This is a genomic window from Mucilaginibacter sp. UYP27 (assembly GCF_040547175.1).
Classification (GTDB): domain Bacteria; phylum Bacteroidota; class Bacteroidia; order Sphingobacteriales; family Sphingobacteriaceae; genus Mucilaginibacter.
The window spans coordinates 1-23,139 of sequence record NZ_JBEPPE010000003.1; the positions used below are offsets into that span (position 1 = coordinate 1).

The 23,139-nt window shown below is 42.2% G+C and carries 14 protein-coding genes; 12 read left to right on the forward strand and 2 right to left on the reverse strand.

Going from position 1 to position 23,139, the window contains the following annotated elements:
* Nucleotides 1–311 precede the first annotated feature (311 nt).
* The 12 genes from trpD (at nucleotide 312) to ABIB39_RS11700 (ending at nucleotide 20,624) form a co-directional block, all read left to right on the forward strand.
* Nucleotides 312–1,301, forward strand: coding sequence for an anthranilate phosphoribosyltransferase (gene trpD, locus ABIB39_RS11645; protein ID WP_354430133.1), 990 nt, complete (start codon nucleotides 312–314; stop codon nucleotides 1,299–1,301).
* 3 nt (nucleotides 1,302–1,304) lie between these two features.
* Nucleotides 1,305–1,928 carry a phosphoribosylanthranilate isomerase gene (locus ABIB39_RS11650; RefSeq protein WP_354430135.1) on the forward strand — a complete coding sequence of 208 codons (624 nt, stop codon included), beginning with the start codon at nucleotides 1,305–1,307 and terminating at the stop codon, nucleotides 1,926–1,928.
* Between the two features lie 70 nt (nucleotides 1,929–1,998).
* Nucleotides 1,999–3,180 (forward strand): tryptophan synthase subunit beta, encoded by a 1,182-nt coding sequence (gene trpB, locus ABIB39_RS11655; protein ID WP_354430137.1) that lies wholly within the window; start codon nucleotides 1,999–2,001, stop codon nucleotides 3,178–3,180.
* Between the two features lie 221 nt (nucleotides 3,181–3,401).
* The gene (locus ABIB39_RS11660) at nucleotides 3,402–5,828 is read left to right on the forward strand and encodes an ABC transporter permease (protein ID WP_354430138.1); all 2,427 of its coding nucleotides are present in this window, start codon (nucleotides 3,402–3,404) and stop codon (nucleotides 5,826–5,828) included.
* Between the two features lie 104 nt (nucleotides 5,829–5,932).
* Nucleotides 5,933–8,347 (forward strand): ABC transporter permease, encoded by a 2,415-nt coding sequence (locus tag ABIB39_RS11665; RefSeq protein ID WP_354430139.1) that lies wholly within the window; start codon nucleotides 5,933–5,935, stop codon nucleotides 8,345–8,347.
* A 66-nt stretch (nucleotides 8,348–8,413) separates the two neighbouring features.
* The gene (locus ABIB39_RS11670) at nucleotides 8,414–10,780 is read left to right on the forward strand and encodes an ABC transporter permease (RefSeq protein WP_354430140.1); all 2,367 of its coding nucleotides are present in this window, start codon (nucleotides 8,414–8,416) and stop codon (nucleotides 10,778–10,780) included.
* 33 nt (nucleotides 10,781–10,813) lie between these two features.
* Nucleotides 10,814–13,198, forward strand: coding sequence for an ABC transporter permease (locus ABIB39_RS11675; protein ID WP_354430142.1), 2,385 nt, complete (start codon nucleotides 10,814–10,816; stop codon nucleotides 13,196–13,198).
* A gap of 75 nt (nucleotides 13,199–13,273) precedes the next feature.
* The gene (locus ABIB39_RS11680; protein WP_354430144.1) at nucleotides 13,274–15,676 is read left to right on the forward strand and encodes an ABC transporter permease; all 2,403 of its coding nucleotides are present in this window, start codon (nucleotides 13,274–13,276) and stop codon (nucleotides 15,674–15,676) included.
* A gap of 316 nt (nucleotides 15,677–15,992) precedes the next feature.
* Complete coding sequence (locus ABIB39_RS11685; protein WP_354430145.1) at nucleotides 15,993–16,670, forward strand: ABC transporter ATP-binding protein; 678 nt, start codon at nucleotides 15,993–15,995, stop codon at nucleotides 16,668–16,670.
* Between the two features lie 46 nt (nucleotides 16,671–16,716).
* Entirely contained in the window at nucleotides 16,717–18,027 is a 1,311-nt protein-coding gene (locus ABIB39_RS11690) for a TolC family protein (RefSeq protein WP_354430147.1), read from the forward strand.
* Nucleotides 18,028–18,137: 110 nt separating this feature from the next.
* On the forward strand, nucleotides 18,138–18,743 hold the full coding sequence (locus ABIB39_RS11695; RefSeq protein ID WP_354430149.1) for an outer membrane beta-barrel protein: 606 nt from the start codon (nucleotides 18,138–18,140) through the stop codon (nucleotides 18,741–18,743).
* Between the two features lie 126 nt (nucleotides 18,744–18,869).
* Nucleotides 18,870–20,624, forward strand: coding sequence for a glycoside hydrolase family 9 protein (locus ABIB39_RS11700; RefSeq protein WP_354430151.1), 1,755 nt, complete (start codon nucleotides 18,870–18,872; stop codon nucleotides 20,622–20,624).
* Nucleotides 20,625–20,634: 10 nt separating this feature from the next.
* Here the strand turns inward: ABIB39_RS11700 and ABIB39_RS11705 are convergent, their stop codons facing one another.
* A complete protein-coding gene (locus tag ABIB39_RS11705; RefSeq protein ID WP_354430152.1) occupies nucleotides 20,635–21,744 on the reverse strand; it encodes a DUF3667 domain-containing protein in 1,110 nt (369 codons plus the stop codon).
* A 15-nt stretch (nucleotides 21,745–21,759) separates the two neighbouring features.
* The gene (locus tag ABIB39_RS11710; protein WP_354430154.1) at nucleotides 21,760–23,019 is read right to left on the reverse strand and encodes a nucleoside permease; all 1,260 of its coding nucleotides are present in this window, start codon (nucleotides 23,017–23,019) and stop codon (nucleotides 21,760–21,762) included.
* Nucleotides 23,020–23,139 lie beyond the last annotated feature (120 nt).

The following is a 23,139-nucleotide window of genomic DNA, read 5'->3' on the forward strand; positions in this document are numbered from 1 at the left end:
TAGTATTGCTGCTCTCCAATATCTAAATTTCTTAAATAATAAACCCCTTAACCTGATCAAACATGCTCTTGCAGTTTAAACCGCACAACGGGTTAAATCTATAATTCACTAATTGTTATCCGTAAAAATATCATAATGCTTGCTTTTAGTGAAAACAATTTCCATATTTGCTTAACAAAATGAAAGTCCAAATATTAAACAACAATTGGTGGTGGCTTAACGAGAATTCGTAAGGCAACCTCATTTTTTGTTTTTTTATAAAATATACAGAAGGGTTGCCACATGGTAACCCTTTTTTTATGCCTTAATAAATGAAACAGATACTTAATCATCTTTTTGAACATAAGACCTTTACCCGCGAGCAATCGAAAGATATCCTAAAGGATATTGCTTTGGGTAAGTTTAATAACTCGCAAATGGCAGCCTTTATTACGGCCTATTGTATGCGCAGCATTACTGTAAACGAGTTGGAAGGTTTCCGCGATGCAATGCTGGAACTTTGCCTGCCTATCGACCTTGAACAAGGCGAACTGATAGACCTTTGTGGTACCGGTGGTGATGGTAAAGACACCTTCAATATTTCCACCCTTGCATCATTCGTGGTGGCAGGGGCAGGGTATAAGGTGGCTAAACATGGTAACTACGGCGTGTCATCGGGCTGTGGTTCGTCTAACGTGATGGAGCATTTGGGCTATGTATTTACTAACAATACCGACGCGCTAAAACGCAGTGTTGATAAGGCAAATATCTGTTTCCTGCATGCGCCACTTTTTCACCCGGCTATGAAAACCGTTGCACCCATTCGCCGCGAGTTGGGGGTTAAAACATTTTTTAATATGCTTGGCCCTTTGGTGAACCCTGCAAAGCCGCAAAACCAAATGGTTGGCGTGTTTAACCTGGAGCTGGCAAGGATCTATGCATACCTTTACCAAAAATCTAACGTAAAATACACTATCCTGAATGCCCTGGACGGTTATGACGAGATCTCGCTTACCTGCGATTTTAAGACCTTCTCATCCGAAGGAGAAAAAATAAACAGTATTGAGAGCCTTGGCTTTGAGAAACTGGCCGAAGACCAGATAACCGGCGGACATACCGTTGGCGATTCGGCCGAGATATTTATGAGCGTGTTGAACGACGAAGCTACCTTGCCACAAACAAACGTAGTGCTAAGCAACGCCGCAATGGCTATCAAAACCATCCACCCGGAAAAAAGCTTTGCAGATTGTTTTTACGAAGCGGAAGAAGCGCTTGTTAGCAAAAAAGCTTTGCATAGCTTCAAAACTTTGATAGCCAACTAAGCCATGAAGATAAAGGTTTGCGGTTTAAAATACACGGATAACATTAAGGCTGTTGAGGCCTTAAAAGCCGACTATATGGGCTTTATCTGCTATGATAGATCGCCCAGGTTTATTGGGGGGATGGATGATGACGAGTTGGTAAACATCCCAACGGATATCATTAAAGTAGGCGTTTTTGTGGATGAAGATGCTGACAGTATCAGTAAACTGATTTATAAATATAAGTTTGATGCCATACAATTGCACGGAAGCGAAAGCCCCCAGTTTTGCGATATGTACATGCACGAGGTGCAAGTGATAAAAGCGTTTGGGATAGATGAAAAGTTTGATTTTGGACGGTTGGGCGCCTACAAAAATTCAGTTGATTTTTTCCTGTTCGATACTAAAACGCCCATGCATGGTGGTTCGGGCATGGTTTTCGATTGGGCTATACTGGATAGCTACAAACTGGATGTACCGTTCTTTTTATCGGGCGGGTTAAGTTTGGATAATCTGGACGAGGTAAAGCAAATTAAACACGCGGCATTTTACGGCGTAGACCTAAATAGTAAGTTCGAGTTATCGCCGGCTTTAAAAGATATAGATAAATTAAAACAAGCATTTGATAAGGTAAAAGTTGAAGGTTAAAAAGTTGAAATTGTAAAATATTCCTTTCAATCACTATCCCGATAGCTATCGGAACAATAATTTAAATACAATGAAATACGGAGTTAACGAACAAGGATATTACGGGGATTTTGGCGGTGCATACATCCCGGAAATGCTGTACCCTAATGTGGAAGAGCTTAGGCAGGAATATATTAAAATAATGAGCGACCCAGGCTTTATTTCCGAGTTTAACCAACTATTAAAAGATTACGTTGGCCGCCCCTCGCCTTTGTACCGTGCAGACAGGTATTCTGAAAAATATGGCGCTAACATCTTTTTCAAACGCGAAGACCTGAACCACACAGGGTCGCACAAAATAAATAATGCCATAGGGCAGATCTTGCTGGCACAACGTCTTGGCAAAAAGCGCATCATTGCCGAAACAGGCGCAGGTCAGCATGGTGTAGCTACGGCCACCGTTTGTGCCTTAAAAGGTATAGAATGTGTGGTGTACATGGGCGAGATAGATATGGAGCGCCAGGCGCCAAACGTTGCCCGGATGAAAATGCTGGGCGCAACGGTTGTACCGGCAACATCCGGCAGTAAAACACTTAAGGATGCCACCAACGAAGCCATGCGCGACTGGATAGGCAACCCGATAGATACGCATTACATTATCGGCTCGGTAGTGGGCCCGTACCCATACCCGGATATGGTGGCAAAGTTTCAATCCATTATATCCGAAGAAACTAAAAAGCAGCTTTTAGAGCAAACCGGTAACGAAGTACCGCAATATGTAATGGCCTGTGTGGGCGGTGGCAGTAATGCTATGGGTATGTTTTACCATTTCCTTGATGACGAATCTGTAAAACTGGTTGCGGTTGAGGCAGCGGGTAAAGGTGTTGATAGCGGCCACTCGGCGGCTACTACATTTTTAGGCAGGGAAGGTGTACTGCACGGCAGCCGTACCATACTGATGCAAAGCGACGACGGGCAGGTTGTTGAGCCATACTCTATTTCTGCCGGGTTAGATTACCCGGGCATTGGCCCGCAGCACGCACACCTCTACAAAATTAACCGCGCCAGTTACGTGAGCATAACAGATGAAGAAGCCCTTAATGCAGGCCTGCTATGCTCGCAAATGGAGGGCATTATCCCTGCTATTGAAACCGCGCACGCGCTGGCTTATTTAGAAAAAATGACTTTCGAGAAAAACGATAACGTGGTGATCTGTCTATCAGGCAGGGGGGATAAGGACCTGGATACCTATATTAAGCATTTTGGGTTTTGAGTTAATGTCCGAAAGTCAGATGGCCGGAAGTCCGAAAGGTAATCTTTGTCTTTCGGACTTCCGGTCTTTTCGACTGCCATACTCAACTGTATCAATACCGAACACATACTGTTACAGTTACGTACATAGCGTACGCTTTTTTATTTGTATAAACATCTGATAAATAGGTATTTAATACTTTGGTATACGTTTTAACTATTGTTAAGCAAATTACCATCACAATGTTAAAGAACTATTTTAAAATTGCCTGGAGAAACATCATCCGTCATAAGGCACATTCTATTATAAACATATCGGGCTTAAGCGTTGGCATTGGTGCCTGCCTGCTCATATTTGTTATCCTGCAATTCGAGCTTAGCTACAATACTTTTAACAGCAATTTCAAAGACATCTATCACCTCATTACCAAGCAAACTGCCGAGGATGGTGTAAATTACAATCCCGGCGTATCGGTACCGGCCATTGATGCTTTACACTTAGATTTTCCGCAGGTGAAATTTGCCGCTTTAAACAGCAGCTACGGCAGCCAAATGACGGTTCCCGGTGCAGACCCCAATAACGCGGCCGCCGACAAAAAATTCATCGAACCAATTGGTGTGTTTTTTATAGAGCCGCAATTCTTCGATATCTTCCAAACCAAATGGTTAAACGGAACAAAGGATGCACTTTCGCAGCCAAATATGGTCGTCATCAGCAAAGCCATCGCCACCAAATACTATGGCGACTGGAATACCGCCGTTGGTAAAACCATTAAAATGGATAATACCCTAACCCTGCGCGTTGCGGGTGTTGTGGACGATTCGCCAAGTAATAGCGATATCCCTTTGAAAATAATGGTATCATACATCACCTGGAAACAAAGCGGTAAAAGTTATCAGTATAATACTGATTGGGGTTCTATCAGCAGTAACCACCAGGTATTTGCACAGCTGCCTTCAAATCTTAGTCAAAAAAGTTTCGAGTCGCAACTGGTAGGTTTTACCAAAAAGAATTTGAATGAAAAAACACTTTCGGTACGCGAGCATTTGGTACAGCCATTAAGCGCTATGCATTTTGATACCAGGGTGGGCAACACCCTGGGCGACCACCTGACCAGCAAAGCCACTTTAAATACCCTAACATTTATTGCCATTTTAATTATCCTGATGGCATCCATCAACTTCATCAATCTGTCAACTGCGCAATCTGTAGGCCGTTCTAAAGAAGTGGGCATCCGCAAGGTATTAGGCAGCACACGCAAGCAGCTTATAGCACAGGTAATAGGCGAAACAACAATGGTAATCCTGTTCTCGGTAATATTAGCTGTCTCGATGGCAAAAATAGCATTGCCTTATCTTAAAAATATTGCAAGCGTGCCGGATGATATTGCATTATTGAATACAGGCACTGTACTATTCCTTGTTGTTACCATGTTCGCCGTGATACTATTATCTGGTATTTATCCTGCATTGGTCATATCGGGCTTTAAACCGGTTGCCGCGCTTAAAAATAAAATAACTGCCGCCTCTATAGGTGGCATCCCGTTACGCAGGGCCTTGGTTATAGCTCAGTTTGCTATTGCGCAATTACTTATCATCGGTACCATTGTAGCCGTTAACCAGATGAATTTTGTAAATGATGCGGACCTTGGCTTTAATAAAAACGCGGTATTGATTATTCCCGGCTACACTGATAGCCTCAGCCTGAGCAAAATGCAGTCGTTTAAACAGCATGTGTTACAAAACCCGGATGTAAAGTCAATGAGTTTTGCTTCGGATGCGCCATCATCAGACAATAATTGGGGCACTAACTTCTACTATAATAACTCTACTAAGGATGTAACATTTACCACATTTTTAAAATATGGTGATGCCGATTACTTTAAAACGTTTGGGTTGCAATTCGCTGCCGGCCATGGTTACGACCAAAGCGATACTACCCGCCAGGTTGTAGTAAACGAAACCCTGATCCATAAATTGGGTGTGATGAAGGCCGAAGACGCTATTGGTAAAACAATACGCGTTGGTGGCAGAGGGGCATGGGCACCAATAACAGGTGTGGTTAAAGACTTTAAAACCAATTCGTTACGTGACGCGGTTAAACCAATTATAATATCCCCACGCAAGTCGGTACTATCCCAGGCAGCTATCAAGATCCAGACACGTAACCTTACCAAAACAACTAAAGAGATCCAAAAACTTTGGGAAGCTACTTACCCGGAGTATGCTTACAACGGTTTCTTCCTTGATGAAAACATAGCCCAGTTTTACAGGCAGGAAAACCAACTGGCTTTGGTTTACAAGATCTTCGCGTTCATAGCCATTTTTATATCGTGCCTTGGCTTATATGGCCTGGTATCTTTTATGGCGATACAACGCACCAAAGAGGTAGGCGTACGCAAAGTATTAGGCGCGTCGGTATTTAGCATCGTATTCTTGTTCTCTAAAGAGTTTATGATCCTTATCTCCATCGCCTTTGCAATAGCCATGCCGGTAGCATGGTATATGATGTCGGGCTGGTTGCAAAATTTTGCTTACCGAATCCCATTAACAGCCGGGGTGTTTGGGCTGGCGATGGTATCATCAATTGCCATAGCATGGATAACAGTAGGCTATAAAGCCGTGAGGGCCGCATTGGTAAACCCGGTGAAAAGCTTAAGAAGCGAGTAGAAATGAAGATTAGTTGATACATATATTTAATTAACGTTTAAGGACAAGTCCTTAAGCATTAATCGTTGGCTTTAGTATTTACAATTACTATTTAAAACATTATCATGATCAGAAATTACTTTAAAACCGCCTGGCGCAGTTTGATCCGCAATAAGAGTTATACCATTATCAATATCGTAGGATTGGCCGTTGGGATAGCGGCTTGCTTGCTCATCTTTTTGGTGATAAACTTCGAAACAAGCTTTGATAATTATCATGTTAACAAAGATCACATCTATCGCGTATTAGCTAAACGCACTTCATCCGAAGGAGTGAAGTACCGTGCCGGTGTGCCATTCCCAACCAGCAGGGGCATGCGGGTAGATTATTCAAACATCCCGCTTATCGGATCCATATTTGATGATAACAACAAACAATTAAGCATTACAACCAACAACGGCGAAGTAAAGCGCTTTAAGGAAACAGATGTGTTTTTTACCGAACCGCAGCTTATAAAGATGTTTGATTTTGGCTGGCTGGCCGGCGACAAGAAAAATGCACTGGTTGAACCAAATACCATTATCATCAGCAAAAAAGTGGCTGAAAAGTATTTTGGTAAGTGGGTTAACGCAATGGGCAAAACCATCAGGTACAATAACACATTAGACCTAAAGGTTACCGGTGTTATGCAAGACCCGCCAACCAACACCGACTTGCCGATAACCATAGCGGTATCATACAGCACACTTAAAAATACGGAATATAAAAACAACCAGGAAGATTGGGGCAGTACATTCGGCTCACATTCGTGTTTTGTTTTATTGCCCAATAATGTAACTGAAAAAAGCTTTAATCAAAGCCTGGTCGGTTTCATTAAAAAACACAAACCGGATGACGTAAAAAGGGATGCATTCCTGCTACAGCCATTAGCCGCGATGCATTATGATACCCGCGCCGGCCTTTACACCAACCAGGTATTTAGTAAAGACCTTATTAAGGCCTTAAGCCTTATTGGTTTGTTTTTGCTGATAATTGCCTGTGTGAATTTTGTGAACCTGGCTACAGCCCAGGCGGTTAACCGTTCAAAAGAGGTTGGCATCCGTAAGGTTTTGGGTAGCCAGCGCCGGCAGTTGATATTGCAGTTTTTGAGCGAAACATTTATCATCACTTTGTTCTCTATTATCCTGGCTATTGGATTAAGCGAATTAGGACTAACGTCGTTAAATAAACTATTGGAAATACAACTCACCGCTAATTTCATTACCAACCCGGTAATAATCGAGTTCCTAATAGCGGTATTGGTTGGCGTTACCTTGTTATCGGGCATGTATCCAGCATTGATTTTATCGGGCTTTAACCCGATAGCCGCGCTTAAGAATAAGATAACCCGTGGCAAATCAAACGGGATAACCTTAAGGAGAAGCCTGATTGTGTTACAGTTTGGCATTGCGCAGGTGTTGATCATCGGCACCATTGTGATCATCAGCCAGCTCAACCACTTTAAAAACTCAGCTTTGGGTTTTGATAAAGATGCTATTATAACGGTTTCCTTACCAAACGACAGCTTAAGCCGATTGAAACTGAGCGCGCTCAAAAGTGAGATACTCCAGCAACCGGGCGTGAAAAGTTTAAGCTACAGCTTTGCAAGCCCGTCTGACAATATGAACGGGGCAAGCCCTATCAAATACGATAACGCCGAAAAGGAAACAGACTTTAGGGTAAACATGAAATGGGCGGATGCCGATTATTTCGCTCTGTATAATATGAAATTTATTGCCGGCCGCCCGTTCACAAAGGGTGATACTGTAAGAGAATATGTGGTAAACGAAACGCTTTTGAAAAACCTTGGCGTAACCGACCCTAAAGAAGCTATTGGTAAAACTATAAACCTCTGGGACGATAAAAACCTCACACAGAAGATAGTAGGGGTGGTGAAAGACTTTAACGTTTCTTCGTTACGCGAGCAGATCCCACCAGTGTTAATGGGTACGTGGACTGGGCAATATCAAAAGGCAAATATTAAATTAAAACCTGCCAACGTAAAGCAAACGCTTGCCGCGATAGAGAAACTGTGGACAGCCACATTTCCTGAAGAGATTTACGAATACAAGTTTTTGGATGAAAAGATAGCCAGTTTCTATAAAAAGGAAGATCAGTTATCCATCTTGTATAAAATATTCGCGGGCATGGCCATTTTTATCTCCTGCCTGGGCTTATACGGTATGGTATCGTTTATGGCGGTACAGCGCACTAAAGAGGTGGGTATTCGTAAAACTTTGGGCGCATCTGTTGCCAATATTGTGTACTTGTTTTCTAAAGAGTTCACGTTGCTTATCGTGGTCTCATTTGTAATTGCCGCGCCAATTGCATGGTACTTCACGCAGCAGTGGCTGCAGGATTTCACCTACAAAATAAAGCCGGGGATCGGCATTTTCGTTATCTCTATCGGTTCATCTATTATCATTGCTTGGATAACGGTAGGGTACAAAGCCATTACAGCGGCGCTGGTTAACCCTGTAAAAAGTTTAAAAAGCGAATAGAAGAGAGTCAAGACCTTGAGAAGCAAGAATCAAGACAGAATCTGATTTAAAGATAACCTCAGCATCATGATAAAAAATTATTTCAAAATAGGGTGGCGTAACCTTATCAATAACAAGGTTTACAGCGCAATAAACATAATGGGCCTTGCCGCAGGTATGGCCGTAGCCTTGTTGATAGGGTTGTGGGTTACTTACCAATACTCTTATGATAAGTTTTTGCCAAACTTTGGGCAATCCTATCAGGTTAAGCGAAATTTTAATAGCAACGGCGATACGCTAACCTTTACGAGCACGTCGCTGAAGCTTGCAGATGCGCTCCGTACTAAGTTTCCCGAAATTGAATATGTAGCAGAAACCGATGGGGGACGCGGGCACGGCTTAATAGTGGGCAACACAAAGTTGCGCTTAGACGGCAAACAGGCAGGGGCTGATTTTTTAAAGATATTTCGCTTTACATTTTTGCAGGGTAACGCCGATGCACTTAAAGATCCATATTCCATCGTGTTAACCGAAGCAACAGCCAAGGCATTGTTCGGTACAAAAAACGCCCTCAACCAAATGGTTAAGGTAGATAATAAAGACAATTTAAAGGTCACCGGTGTTTTAAAAGACCTGCCTTCAAATTCATCTTTTCATTTCAGCTACATTATCCCGTTTAGCTATTTCGAAATAGCGGATGCGGGTGTAAGGGAAGCGCGTAAACAAAATTTTGGGAGCAATGGATTTGAGCTTTACGCTAAACTTAAAGATGGTATAAAATACAGCCAGATTGCACCAAAGATCAAAAACATGGAGCATTACGAGGATAACGTTAACGCTAAAAACTCTGATGTAATAATGCAGCCCGTACATGACTGGCATTTGTACAGCACATACACAAATGGCAAAGCCCTTAGCGGCTTTATTGAGTATGTGCGTATTTTTAGTATTATTGGTGCATTAGTGCTTATGATCGCTTGTATCAACTTTATTAATCTAACCACCGCCCGGTCAGAAAAACGTGCACGCGAAGTTGGTATCCGTAAGGCAATCGGTTCGCACCGTAAACAATTGATATTGCAATTTTTAACAGAATCAGTTGTGGTTACCTTTATAGCTTTCTTATGTGCAATTGTGCTTGTGCAGCTTACATTACCCTCATTTAATACACTTACAGGCACCGCTATTGTAGTGCCTTATACTAATATTTTATTTTGGGCTATAACACTTGGCTGTACATTCCTTACATCAATACTGGCCGGCAGCAGGCCTGCATTTTACTTATCATCGTTTAACCCGGTGCAGGTACTAAAGGGCACTTTGCAAACAGCCAGATCAGCATCAATATCGCGTAAGGCGCTGGTTGTTTTGCAGTTTAGTTGCTCTATCGTGCTCATTATTAGTACTGTTATTATTTACCAGCAAATACAGCACGCTAAAGACAGGCCTACAGGTTACGCCACTAACAGGTTAGTTACCACCATGACTAATGATGATATTAATAAAAACATGCCAGCATTTAGACAGGAGCTTTTGCAGAGCGGTGCCGTATCAGCCATTACAACGTCATCAAGCCCGGCAACAGGGGTGGACTGGCATGGCGATGTAAGTGATTTCCCCGGCAAAAACGCAGGTGAAACTGTGGAAATGGGACTGATAATGGTATCTGAAAATTATTTCAGGACACTTGGTATGAAACTAAAAGACGGGCACGATTTTATTGGCAACGCAAAAGCTGACAGTACCAACGTGATCTTAAATGAAGCAGCCGTAAAACGTTTGCGGTTAGTTAACCCATTAGGGCAAAGTATCAGGCAATTTGGAAGGCAAATGCATATTATTGGCGTAGTAAAAGATGCGCTAATGGATTCACCTTTCCAGGCAGCAGACCCAAGTATGTTTTTTTTTAATGGTGGCAGCAATATAATTTTCCGGTTATCACCGAATGTTAACACACATGAGGCTATTGAAAAAGTTACCACAATTTTCAATAAATATAGCCCGGCCGATCCCTTTACTTATCGTTTTGTTGATGATGATTACAACCAGAAGTTTAATCTTGAACTGTTAGTAGGAAAACTGGCAGGTGTATTTACTGCGTTGGCGGTATTTATATCTTGCCTTGGCTTATTTGGTTTGGCGGCTTATGTAGCAGAACAACGCACTAAAGAAATAGGCGTCCGTAAAGTTTTGGGTGCATCGGTAGCACAGGTGTGGTGTTTACTATCAAAAGATCTTGTTTTACTTGTGGTGATCAGTTGTGTAATAGCATCGCCAATAGCATTATACTTTTTACAAAACTGGCTTAACAAATACACCTACAGGATAACTATAGGCCCCGGCGTTTTTGTAATATCTGCAATAACTGCAATTACCATAACCATATTAACCATCAGCTTTCAATCCATAAGGGCCGCATTGGCAAACCCGGTGAAAAGTTTACGAAGCGAATAATTAATTGAATTAATAGGATACAACAACCAAACCATGTTAAAAAATCACTTTAAAATCGCCTTAAGAAACCTGTGGAGGCATAGAGTTTTCTCGTTTATAAATATTACAGGATTATCAGTTGGGATAACCGCGTGTTTCTTTATCTCCATGTATGTAATGTTCGAGCTTAGCTATGATCAGTTTCATACCAAGGCAGACCGGATATACCGTGTGGTAACTGATATCAAAACGCCTTCGGAAACGATCAACACCGATGCAACATCGTGGGCGTTCGCACCCAATTTAAAACTCGATTTCCCGGAGATCGAGTCGTTTGTAAGGGTTAGCGGCGGCAGTTATTTGGTAACTAAAGGCAACGTTAAATTTCAAGAAGAAAAAACCCTGTTTGCCGATTCGGCGTTTTTTAAAGTGTTCGACTTTAAACTTATAAAAGGCGACCCTAAAACGGCGTTAAGCGCCCAAGCCAGCGTGGTGTTTTCCGAAACCGCTGCTAAAAAATACTTTGGCAACACCGACCCGGTTGGCCAAACCGTATTGCTAACCGGCGACGCGATTCCCGTTATGGTAACCGGCTTAATGAAAGATCTGCCCGAAAATTCGCAGATAAAGGCAGATATGATCATGTCGATGTCATCACTAACCCAAAAGTTTAGGAAAGGGATAGATGAACAATGGGGTAATTATGGCGCAAACACCTACCTGCTTTTAAAACCGGGTGTAAATTCCAGAGTGCTTCAGTCAAAATTCCCGGCGTTTATCGAGAAACGCAATGGCGAGCAAAGCCGTAAACAACAAATGTTTGCAACCTTAATATTAGAACCCATTAAAGATGTTTACCTGCGTTCTACACATGGTGGTTCGGCAGTAGGCAGCATGAGTAACGTTTACACATTTAGCATTGTAGCCATATTTATATTGCTGATAGCCTGTATCAATTTTATAAACCTAACTACAGCGCGATCTGTTGAGCGCGCCAAAGAGGTTGGGATCCGTAAAGTTGTGGGTGCCGCAAAAGGCGAACTGGCCGCTCAATTTATTGGCGAGAGTGTTGTACTTTGCCTGATAGCATTTGTGATAACCGTGGTGCTATCTGCCTTGTTAATGCCCATGTTTAATCAATTATCTGGTAAGGTGGTTAGCCCCGGCATTTTTTCATCACCATATTACGTGGTTATCTTATTTGGCACATCGGTACTCATTGGTCTTTTGGCCGGCATTTACCCGGCTTTGGTGTTATCGTCGTTTAAACCTATTATGGTTTTAAAGGGCCGGTTTTCATCAGGCACCAAAGGTAACCTGTTAAGAAAAAGCCTTGTGGTAGCACAGTTCAGCATTTCGATAGCGCTTATTATCGGCACCATAATCGTTTATAACCAAATGGACTTTATGCGTAACCGCGACCTTGGTTTTTCTAAAGACCAGATGCTGGTGATGAATACCAACAGCGACCCCGGTAAAGATGCTTTTCAGCAATCGGTAAAAGGCTTGCCCGGCGTTAAAATGGTATCGCAGTCATCAAGCGTGCCAGGTGGGAACAACAGTGGCGCCTACTCAGAAATTGAAAATAAAAAAGGAGACCTACAGGTTGCAAATCTGGACCTGTATTTCGTCGACTTTGATTACCTGAATCAGTTTAAGATCAAGATGGTTGCAGGCAGGCCGTTTTCCCGTGATTTTATTAGCACGGATACATCGCAAGCCATGATACTTAACGAGGAAGCTGTAAAGCTATTCGGTTACAATTCGCCGCAAGAAGCTATAGGCCGCCGTTTTAAGCAGTGGGGGCGCGAAGGTAAAATAGTAGGGGTAATGAAAGATTTTCACTTCCGGTCGTTACAGGAAAAAATAAAACCGCTAAGCATGCGTGTAGAGTTGGGCGGCTTCGACCTGATATCTATTAAAGTTGACGCCAAAAACCTACCTGCAACGCTTGCCGCTATCGAAACTAAGTGGAAAGAGGCTATTCCGAAAAGGCCTTTCAGTTATTACTTTTTAGATGAGTTTTTTGACAGGCAATACCGTGCCGAACAGCGTTTTGGTAAGTTGTTTTTCAACTTCGCTATATTAGCAATCGCCATATCATGCCTTGGCCTACTGGGCCTTGCATCCTACAGTACCTTCCAACGTACCCGCGAAATAGGGATCCGTAAAGTACTGGGTGCATCAACGCCGGGTATTGTAAACATGTTATCATCAGATTTTATAAAGCTGGTAGGGATGTCATTTCTAATAGCCTCGCCGCTTGCCTGGTATTTTATGCACAAATGGCTGCAGGATTTTGCCTATCGCATAGAAATTCAATGGTGGGTATTCGCGGTATCGGGCATATTGGCCATGATAGTAGCCTTGGCAACCATCAGTTTCCAGGCAATAAGGGCTGCGATTGCAAATCCGGTTAAAAGCTTGAGGAGTGAATAGAGAAGCAAGATATCACGAGTAAAGAAACAAGAGAGAGAATCTGTTAAATTATATTAATCATTAAATCTGTAGTAAATGATCAAAAACTATTTAAAAACGGCATGGCGTAATCTGGTTCAAAACAAAACCACATCGCTAATAAGCATGGCAGGGCTGGCAGTGGGGATCTGCTGCTTTCTGTTGCTTACCACTTACCTAATCAACGAGATTAGATACGACCGTTTCCACACAAAGGCCGATAGGATAAGCCGGTTGACCTTCAGTTACAAATCTGCAGACGATGCCGAGGTTAAAACAACCGCGATGACGCCTACAGGGCCTGTGCCTGTTTTTAAGCAGGAGCTTTCTGATATTGAAGATGGCGTACGCGTTGTAAATTATTCAAACCTGCGCGCCGCCGTGGTACAATATGGCGACAAGATATTTAAAGAGAAAAAGATGCTTGCCGCTGATGAATCGTTCTTCAAGATCTTCGACTTTAAGTTTATTTCCGGTGATGCTAAGTCGGCACTGGCAAACTCATCATCTATTGTAATCACAGCATCTACAGCTAAAAAATACTTTGGCGACGACAACCCTATAGGTAAAATATTAATGGTAGATCAAAAGAATAGTATGATGGTAACGGGTGTTATAGAGGACGTGCCCGAATACTCACAGCTCAAGTTCGACCTGATGGCAAGCTATGCGATGATGCCCCGTTCGTTAACCCGCGCGTGGGATTCATCAAACGATTACTCCTACGTACTGTTAAAGCTCCATGCCAACAGGCTGGCAGTTGCTAAACAAATGACCGACTACATCACTAAAGACAGGCCAAAAGCACGCGATAAAATGTGGTTTAACCTGGAACGCCTTACGGATGTGCATTTACGCTCTACCGCGGGTGGTTTAGAGCCTGGTGGCAATATCAAATACATGTACATTTTGGGCTTAGTTGCCATTATATTGCTGACCTTGGCCTGCGTTAACTTCCTGAACCTGGTAACCGCCCGCTCTGCCGAAAGAGCCAAAGAAATTGGTGTGCGCAAGGTAATGGGGGCGATGCGTGGCCAGTTGTTCATCCAATTTATAATGGAGGCAGGGATAATTACGTTGTTTTCGTTGATAGTCGGCTTTGCATTATTAGATGTCGCGTTGCCCGCATTCAGCAATTTTACAGGCCAGCAGCTAAGCCTGCAAACATGGAATTTGTCATGGCTTGCAACCGCATTGGTAGCCTTGTTTGTATTGGTTACATTGTTAGCGGGTACCTATCCGTCACTGTACCTATCGGCCTTTAAGCCCATTATTACGCTTAAGGGCGGCTCGTCTATGCAAGCGGGTGGTAACATGCTGCGTAAATCGTTAGTGGTGTTTCAATTTGTGGTATCGGTATTTTTTATCATTAGCACCTTAATTGCAGGCAACCAGCTACGCTATATGCAAAGTTTAGATACCGGCGTTAACCGCGACCAGGTTTTGGTTTTAGATATGGGCGGTATGCCGTACAGTAAAATTGAAACCTTTAAAACCGAAATAAGCAGGCAAACGGGTGTGTTGGGTTCCACCGCGAGTTACGATTCGCCGGTGAATGTCGGCGGTGGATATTCCATTAACATAGCCGAAGGCAAAAATGCCGACTTTAACCTTTCAGTAACCGCCATCCCGATCGAAAAAAGCTTCACCAAAACATTGGGCATAAAATTAGTTGCGGGCAGCGACCTGGATCTTGGTGACGAACAACAAGTACTGGATACCGCCCAAAGCAAAAGGCGTTTCAGCTTTATACTGAACGAAAAAGCGGTAAAGGCAATGGGTTGGAAACCTGAGCAGGCAATTGGTAAAAAAATTGGGTTGAACGGCCGGATGGGTACTATTAAAGCGGTTGCCAAAGATTTTAACTTTGCATCCTTGCATGAGGAAATTACGCCAATTGTAATGTTCCCCGAGTACGATTGGTTTGGTAAGCTATTGGTGAAAACATCGGGCAAAAACACAGCTAATACCATTGCCGCGATACAGGCCAGCTGGCATAAATTTTATCCAAATGCACCGTTCGAGTACCATTTCCTTGATCAGGAATTTGAGGCCTTGTATAAAACAGATCAGCGTACCGGGTCTATACTTACGGCATTTACCATTGTTACCATATTTATATCGTGCCTTGGTTTGTTTGGTCTGGCGGTATTCTCTACCCGCCAGCGTGTTAAGGAAATTGGCATCCGTAAAGTGTTAGGGGCAGGTGTTTTAAGCATAGTACGTTTGGTATCGTTCGATTTTATCAAACTGGTGCTTATCGCCATTCTAATATCCTCGCCATTGGCCTGGTATGCCATGCATACGTGGCTGCAGGACTTCGCATTCCGTGCCGAGATACATTGGTGGGTGTTTGTCATTGCAGGCGGTGCAGCGGCGCTTATAGCCTTTTTAACAGTTAGCTATCAATCTGTAAAGGCTGCGCTATCAAACCCGGTTAATAGTCTAAGGTCGGAGTAGCTAAAAGAAACAAGATAACAGGAGCCAGGAAGCAGGATGATTTCACCCGCTATCCTGGCTCTTTTCTTTATATCTAATTCCCCCTTTAAAGTTTTCTTCTTGTTTCCTGTTTCTAACTTCTTGGCTCTATCCTTTAAACTGTATCATAACCGAACGCACGCTGTACATAAGCGTACAGTTTTAGCTTTTAGAAATCAATATAATAAACTGATAATAAGCTATTTATAATTTTGGTATATTATTGATACCTGAATACCCAAATCAGTTTGAGAAATTGCAACTCATTTAACTTAATTCATTTAACACAATATTAAACATGTTATCACTTCAGCATATTTCAAAATATTACCAGCTAGGCGGCAACAAAAATTTCGTGATAAACGACATCAGTCTTGATGTTGACCAGGGCGAATTTGTATCTATCATGGGCCCATCAGGTTCGGGCAAATCCACCTTGCTTAACATCATAGGCATGCTTGACGAACCAACCGACGGTTTCCATTACTTTGTTGACCAGCCAGTTCATCAGCTTAAGGAGAAACAACGTGCTGCTTTATATAAACAATATATCGGCTTTGTTTTTCAGGCGTACCATTTGATAGATGAGCTCACCGTTTATGAAAACATCGAAACCCCTTTAATTTACCAGGATGTAAAAGGATCTGAACGTAAGGCCATGGTTGCCGATATGTTGGACCGTTTTAATATCGTAGGTAAAAAAGACCTTTTCCCGGCGCAACTATCCGGTGGGCAGCAGCAGTTGGTGGGGATAGCCCGCGCGCTTATTGCCAAACCAAAAGTAATACTGGCCGATGAGCCTACCGGTAACCTGAACTCTAAACAAGGGGAAGAGATCATGGAGCTTTTCCGTAAGCTGAACAAAGAGGACGGCGTTACCATCATTCAGGTAACACACTCCGAAAAAAACGCCGAGTACGGCACACGTATCATTAACCTGCTGGATGGCAAGGTAGAATCTTCTAAAAAATTCTGAACTACAACATAAAATGCGATACTTTAAATTTTTACTTTTTAGCTTAATGCTTGTACCGGTATTGGCACACAGCCAGGCGGTTGATAGTGTACTTACTTTAAGGCAATGTATTGATATTGCCCTGAAACACAATCTTGATGTACGTAAAAGTGAGCTGACATTACTATCTGCCAGGGTTGATAAAAATCAAGCAAAAGAAAATCTTTTGCCAACTTTAAACGCACAGGTAGACCATGGTATAAATAATGGCCGTAGTGTTAACCTTGTAGATTACAGTTATGTAAACGCATCAACAAAATTTGCCAGTTACAACGCCAATGCCGATTTAGCCTTGTTTAACGGCATGCAAAACCTTAATCGCATCAAACAAACTTCACTTGCCTACAAAGCCGGTGAAATGGACCTGCAACAGGCAAAGGATCTGGTGACTATCAATACCATCACCGCTTACTTACAAGTGCTTAACAATACCGAAGCCTTATCACAGGTGCAAAACCAGGTACAAGTTTCAAAGAAGCAATTGGAGCGGTTACAGATCTTAGAAAACCAGGGTGCCAACAAACAACCTAACGACTTTACCGATCTTAAAGGCACCTATGCAGATAACCAGGTAAGCTACGTAAACCAAAAAGCTACCCTGCAAACATCAAAACTTAATTTGCTACAGATCTTAAATATTCCATACAGGCCTGATATCGTATTCGAAAAAATAACTAACTCAGATATACTTCAGCAAACCGGCACTTCAGAGGACGTTTACCAGACAGCATTAAACCAGTTGGCTTATGTAAAAGCAGCAGTATTGCGCAGGCAAAGTGCCGAGAAGGGGGTGTCGGCAGCAAGAGGTGCTTTATCGCCAACGGTGTCGTTATTTGCCGGTTTAAACACAAATTATTCAAGCGCTACTACCTTAAACGATGGGAGTAATGCTACAATACCTTATGGCAACCAGTTAAAAACCAACTTTAATAACAACTTTGGCGTAAGCGTACGGATCCCGATCCTGAACTATTTCCAGAACCGTAATAAGGTTACGCTTGCCAAAATCGATTTGCAGTCATACAAGTACGTTGAAGAGAACACCAAGATCCAGCTTCGCCAAAATGTAGAGCAGGCATATTTAAATATGAGCAATGCCCTTGAACGTTACAAAGCACTACAAGACCAGGTTAAGGCTTATGCCGAATCTTTCAGAATTGCTGAGATCCGTTTTAACGCAGGGGTACTTAACTCAGTAGAATTTGTACTGGCCAAAAACTACCTGGACAGGGCAAATTTAAATCTGATAAACGCACGTTACGATTGCTTTATTTACAACAAAATATTAGATTATTACCAGGGCAAGTTATCCATATAAGTTGTGATGTTATATCAGAATTATATATCCGGCCCTCGCAATTATGCGGGCCGGATATTTGTCTTTAAAACAAATGCTATATCAATGCGTTAAAACTAAAATCATAAACCATGAAAAAAATCATACTTACTTTAGGCTTATTTATAGCCGTAGCAACCGCAACACAAGCACAGGTTTTACCAAGCGTGCAATTTGGTGTTAAAGGCGGTGTAAATTTATCAAGCTTATCAAATTCAGGAAGTACATTTAGCGCAAGCAACCGTGCGGGTTACCTTGGCGGTATCTGGGCGCGGTTTGGTGCATTAGGTTTTAATTTCCAACCGGAATTATATGTGACCAGTAAAAATGTAAATATCAATTCAAGTAACGGTGCTTCGAGTAATGCAAAATTTACCAGTATAGACGTACCGTTATTATTGGGGACCAAAATTGGAGCATTTGGTTTTGGTGGTAGGTTTTACGCAGGCCCGCTTATGTCTTTTGCAATTAACAGGGATGGTAACTCATTTGGGTCTGCTGCAGGTAATGCCGTAAACCTTCGTTACAAAGACGCAAATTTTGCCGCAACTGTTGGTGCCGGTGTAGATATCAGAAAAATTTCTATCGATCTTCGTTACGAGGCGGGTTTAACTAAACAAGAATACGTAGACGGATCAACAAGCGTTAAAACACGTGTAAGCTTATTTAACCTGAGCTTAGGTTACGCGTTTTTATAAGCGACAAAAATTATTACGAGAGGCCTGTGCAAAATCTGCACAGGCCTCTTTGTTTTATATCGCTTTAAACATTATTAGGTATTTGGTATCACTAAACTTATATTTAGCACAACAAAATGATAACCAATGGCCAAAAGATACCTAAAAGCAACGTTACTAACAGCGTTTTGCTCGTTACAATTCATAGCATCCGCGCAAACTGTAAACATCAGGTTAAACCAGATTGGCTTTTATCCGGATGCACCTAAGATGGCTGTTGTCACAAATGGAAAGCCCGGCAAGTTTTATATCCAAAACAGTAAAGGTAAAACCGTTTTTAACGGCAACTTAAAGCAATCTGTACAGCCGGCTTTTTCAGGCAAATATACTTATGTAGCCAATTTCGGCCTGTTTAACCAACTTGGCCGCTATACGCTTAATATCCCCGGCGTAGGTAGTTCTTACACATTTGAAATTAAGCCGGTTATTTATAAAAACGTTGCTGATGCTGCCATTAAAGCATTTTATTACCAGCGGGCTTCTATCGCTTTAGAAGAGAAATACGCAGGAAAGTGGAAAAGGGCCGAGGGACATCCGGACGATAAGGTGCTTATACATCCATCGGCTGTAAGCGAAAACCGCCCGGCCGGAACAATAATATCCAGCTCTCGCGGGTGGTACGATGCAGGCGATTACAACAAGTACATTGTTAACAGTGGCATCAGTACGGCCACTTTACTTTCGCTTTATGAGGACTTGCCGACCTACATGAAGACTGTAAAACTAAATATACCCGAAAGTAACAACCAATTGCCTGATGTATTAGACGAGGTGCTTTGGAATTTGCGCTGGATGCTTACTATGCAAGACCCGCAAGATGGTGGAGTTTATCATAAACTAACCAATGCCAATTTCGACAAAATGATAATGCCCGACCATGCAACCACTACACGCTACTTAGTGCAAAAAGGCACGGCTGCCACGCTTGATTTTGCAGCGGTGATGGCGCAGGCATCCCGTGTGTTTAAGAATTATCCAGATCAGGTGCCCGGTCTTGCCGATTCGTGCCTGAATGCCGCGGAATACGCTTGGCGATGGGCTATAAACAACCCTGCAGTAGTTTACAATCAAGATGAGCTTAACAAGCATTTTACACCCCAAATTACAACCGGCGCTTATGGCGACAGGCATTTTGATGATGAATGGTTTTGGGCTGCATCCGAGTTATTAGCAACAACCGGTAAAGATGAATATTACAACAACTTGAAAATTGAACAAAACAGTAAGATCAGTATCCCGGCATCATGGGCGCAGGTAAATTTATTAGGTGTTTATACCCTGGCACAGCACGCGGGTCTAAATACTGCTAATTATCCGGCATTAGCAAAAATGAAAGAGTTACTTATAAGCTTTGCGGATTCCATGGTTGAAGACGCCGATGGCAACGCCTACCAAACGGTAATGACCAAAGGCCCTGCCAAGTTTCAATGGGGCAGCAATAGCGATGCCGCGAACCAAGGGGTATTACTGATAAAGGCGTACCAGCTAACGCGCAATAAAAAGTATTTAAATTATGCTTTGGCTAACCTTGACTATATTTTAGGCAGGAACGCTGCGGGTTATTCCTACATAACCGGTTATGGTGCCAAAAGCCCAATGCACCCGCACCACAGGCCGTCGGTTGCCGATAATGTGATCGATCCGGTGCCCGGCTTATTATCAGGAGGTGCGAACCCTGGAATAAAGGATGGGATTAAATTATTTTCAATAGTACCTGATGAAGCTTATATTGACGACGACAGAGCTTACGCAACAAACGAAATTGCCATTAACTGGAACGCACCTATAGCATACCTTGCAAACGCTATTGAGGCCTTACAAAAAGATTTAACTGTTAAATAGTCGACTGGTATTATACCGACGTTATAGCTGTTATTAAAAGGACAATAGCTGCCGATAATCCAAATACCATTGAATACATAAACGATACACCTATCATTTTGCTGATGGTGCGCCAGCGGCTGCGGTTATAAACCACCCGTAACGAGCGATATATGTACCAAATAATAATTAGTGTTGTAGCTGTATTCAAAAGGTTTATAATGGTTTCCCAACTATCGGGTAATAGCAGTTTTAAAATTATTGTAAAAGCCAGAAACGAGAACAGGTAACAATGCAGGTGTATGGCATAAATAATGTGTTCCACGTAAAGTTTATGATTTGTCCAGAATGCTAACTTTAATATCAGCGCGAATAGAGGAAGCAGTAAAAACATCATTTTGGGCACATTGTGCTTAAAGCCTTCCCACAAAATTTCTTTCGCGTTTTTTCCTTTGACTTTCCAGTCGTAATTTTTCTTTATCATATACCGCTTCAGCATATTATCGCGGTCGGCAGCAGGGAGCTTTGCCTGGTAAACTAAATAATCATTATAGGTAACAAATTTGGATAACCTATCATCTCCAAAAGTGAACCCGCCATCTTCATCGTCGTTACGTACTTTCAGTTTAACAGAATCTTTTTCAAGATCGGCATCTATTTCTTTAGCGACCGTATCTGGCACATAGGCTTTAATAGCTTTCGAAAGTTGATCTTTCTGCTTAGCTGTAAGGTTTTTATTATTGCTGATGCCCTTATCAATGGCTGTTTGGGCTTTATCGGCGCTTTTTTGTTCGGTTTGTTTATTAGCTTTTATAGTTTCTTTCTCCTGTTTGTTCCCCTGGAAAAACAAAACAAAAAACACCAAACTGATAAATATGTACATTTTAATCGGGTGCAGGTATTGCGCCCGGCGCCCGGCGAGGTATTCGTTGGTCAACAGCCCGGGCTTCAGGAATAAAGGCCGCATGGTATGAAAAAACTGATAATCGAAATGGAAATAATCGCTCACGGCATGGTTTAGCATGTGGCCAAAGCTTTCCTTCATCTGCAGGTTTTCCTGCCCGCATTTATGACAAAAATTGCCCTCCAAAATGGTTCCGCAATTGAGGCAGTCATTCTCTTTACGGTAGTGTTTTTTCATTGGTTTAGGTTGCTTTTAGGCGTGTTCTATAGCGTGTTTAAGTGCAGCATTATGTTTGTATCTAAACACAAACGGAAATATCACAGCAATAACCAATGCATAAGCTGCAAAAGTTAACCAGATGCTGTGCCAGTCCTTAGTTTGATCGGCATGCGTAAAAAATTTATCAATAAGGTAACCGCTGGCAAAGCTGCCAAACAATGCACCAAAACCGTTTACCATCATCATAAATAACCCTTGTGCGCTGCCGCGGATCTCTGGCGTAGTTTGTGTTTCTACAAATAATGAACCCGAAATATTAAAGAAATCAAACGCCATACCGTAAACTATACATGATAGTATGATCATCCAAAGGCCATTAGCCGGATCGCCGAAAGCGAATAAGCCAAATCTTAATACCCAAGCCAGCATACTAAACAACATCACATACTTGATCCCGAATTTACGCAGGAAGAAAGGTATAGCCAGTATGAACAATGTTTCGGAGATCTGGGAGATAGACATGATAATTGCCGGGTACTTTACCGGGACAAGATCTTTATAAGCAGGGATCTTGGCAAAATCGTGGATATAAGTATCACCATATGCGTTAGTAAGCTGAAGTGCTGCGCCTAATAGCAACGAGAAGGCAAAGAAAATAGCGAACCTTGGTGTTTTAAATAAAGCGAACGCGTTTAACCCCAATAAATTAGCAAATGATTTATTACCCGTGCGCACAGCAAATGGCCTGCACTTGGGTAATGTAAAGGCATATATACCTAAACACAACGATACAGCAGAGGCAATATAAAATTGGTTAGATGATGTTTCGTTGTGTGTTAAACTAACCGCCCATAAGGCTACAATAAAGCCTATGGTGCCCCAGATACGTATTGGTGGATATTCTTTTACAATATCGATATTGTTGTTTTTTAATGCTGAATATGCTACCGTTATAGATAACGACAGGGTTGGCATGTAAAACATCATATTTAATAATATTACCCAAAAAAAAGTATTCGGGTCTTGTACAAGGGGCAAGCAAAATAAGGTTGCGGCGCCAAGTATGTGCATAATACCGTAGAGTTTTTCTGCATTAATAAACCTGTCTGATATGATACCCGTTATGGCCGGCATAAATATGGAAGCGATACCCATCGTAGAAAAAATAGCCCCAAATTGCGCACCTGACCATTGTTTGTTTTGAAACCAGTAAGCCCCGATGGTAAGCAGCCACGCCCCCCATATAAAAAATTGCATAAAATTCATCAGTATTAAGCGAAACTTAATAGTCATACAGCACGGGTTTAAACAATTAATAGTTAAAAAAGCAAAGGCTGAAAATAGTGAAATAAAGCGATATGAGAAAGGTGGTTTTTAAGCGACTTTGAAGTCGTATTTTCATCTAAAAGCTTA

Excerpts from the sequence above, each read along its gene's own strand:
- ABIB39_RS11700 (WP_354430151.1), top strand. The coding sequence starts at position 18,870 with ATGGCCAAAAGATACCTAAAAGCAACGTTACTAACAGCGTTTTGCTCG.
- ABIB39_RS11690 (WP_354430147.1), top strand. The coding sequence starts at position 16,717 with ATGCTTGTACCGGTATTGGCACACAGCCAGGCGGTTGATAGTGTACTT.
- ABIB39_RS11680 (WP_354430144.1), top strand. The coding sequence starts at position 13,274 with ATGATCAAAAACTATTTAAAAACGGCATGGCGTAATCTGGTTCAAAAC.
- ABIB39_RS11710 (WP_354430154.1), bottom strand. The coding sequence starts at position 23,019 with ATGACTATTAAGTTTCGCTTAATACTGATGAATTTTATGCAATTTTTT.
- ABIB39_RS11660 (WP_354430138.1), top strand. The coding sequence starts at position 3,402 with ATGTTAAAGAACTATTTTAAAATTGCCTGGAGAAACATCATCCGTCAT.
- ABIB39_RS11695 (WP_354430149.1), top strand. The coding sequence starts at position 18,138 with ATGAAAAAAATCATACTTACTTTAGGCTTATTTATAGCCGTAGCAACC.
- ABIB39_RS11705 (WP_354430152.1), bottom strand. The coding sequence starts at position 21,744 with ATGAAAAAACACTACCGTAAAGAGAATGACTGCCTCAATTGCGGAACC.
- trpD (WP_354430133.1), top strand. The coding sequence starts at position 312 with ATGAAACAGATACTTAATCATCTTTTTGAACATAAGACCTTTACCCGC.
- ABIB39_RS11650 (WP_354430135.1), top strand. The coding sequence starts at position 1,305 with ATGAAGATAAAGGTTTGCGGTTTAAAATACACGGATAACATTAAGGCT.
- ABIB39_RS11670 (WP_354430140.1), top strand. The coding sequence starts at position 8,414 with ATGATAAAAAATTATTTCAAAATAGGGTGGCGTAACCTTATCAATAAC.
- trpB (WP_354430137.1), top strand. The coding sequence starts at position 1,999 with ATGAAATACGGAGTTAACGAACAAGGATATTACGGGGATTTTGGCGGT.
- ABIB39_RS11685 (WP_354430145.1), top strand. The coding sequence starts at position 15,993 with ATGTTATCACTTCAGCATATTTCAAAATATTACCAGCTAGGCGGCAAC.
- ABIB39_RS11675 (WP_354430142.1), top strand. The coding sequence starts at position 10,814 with ATGTTAAAAAATCACTTTAAAATCGCCTTAAGAAACCTGTGGAGGCAT.
- ABIB39_RS11665 (WP_354430139.1), top strand. The coding sequence starts at position 5,933 with ATGATCAGAAATTACTTTAAAACCGCCTGGCGCAGTTTGATCCGCAAT.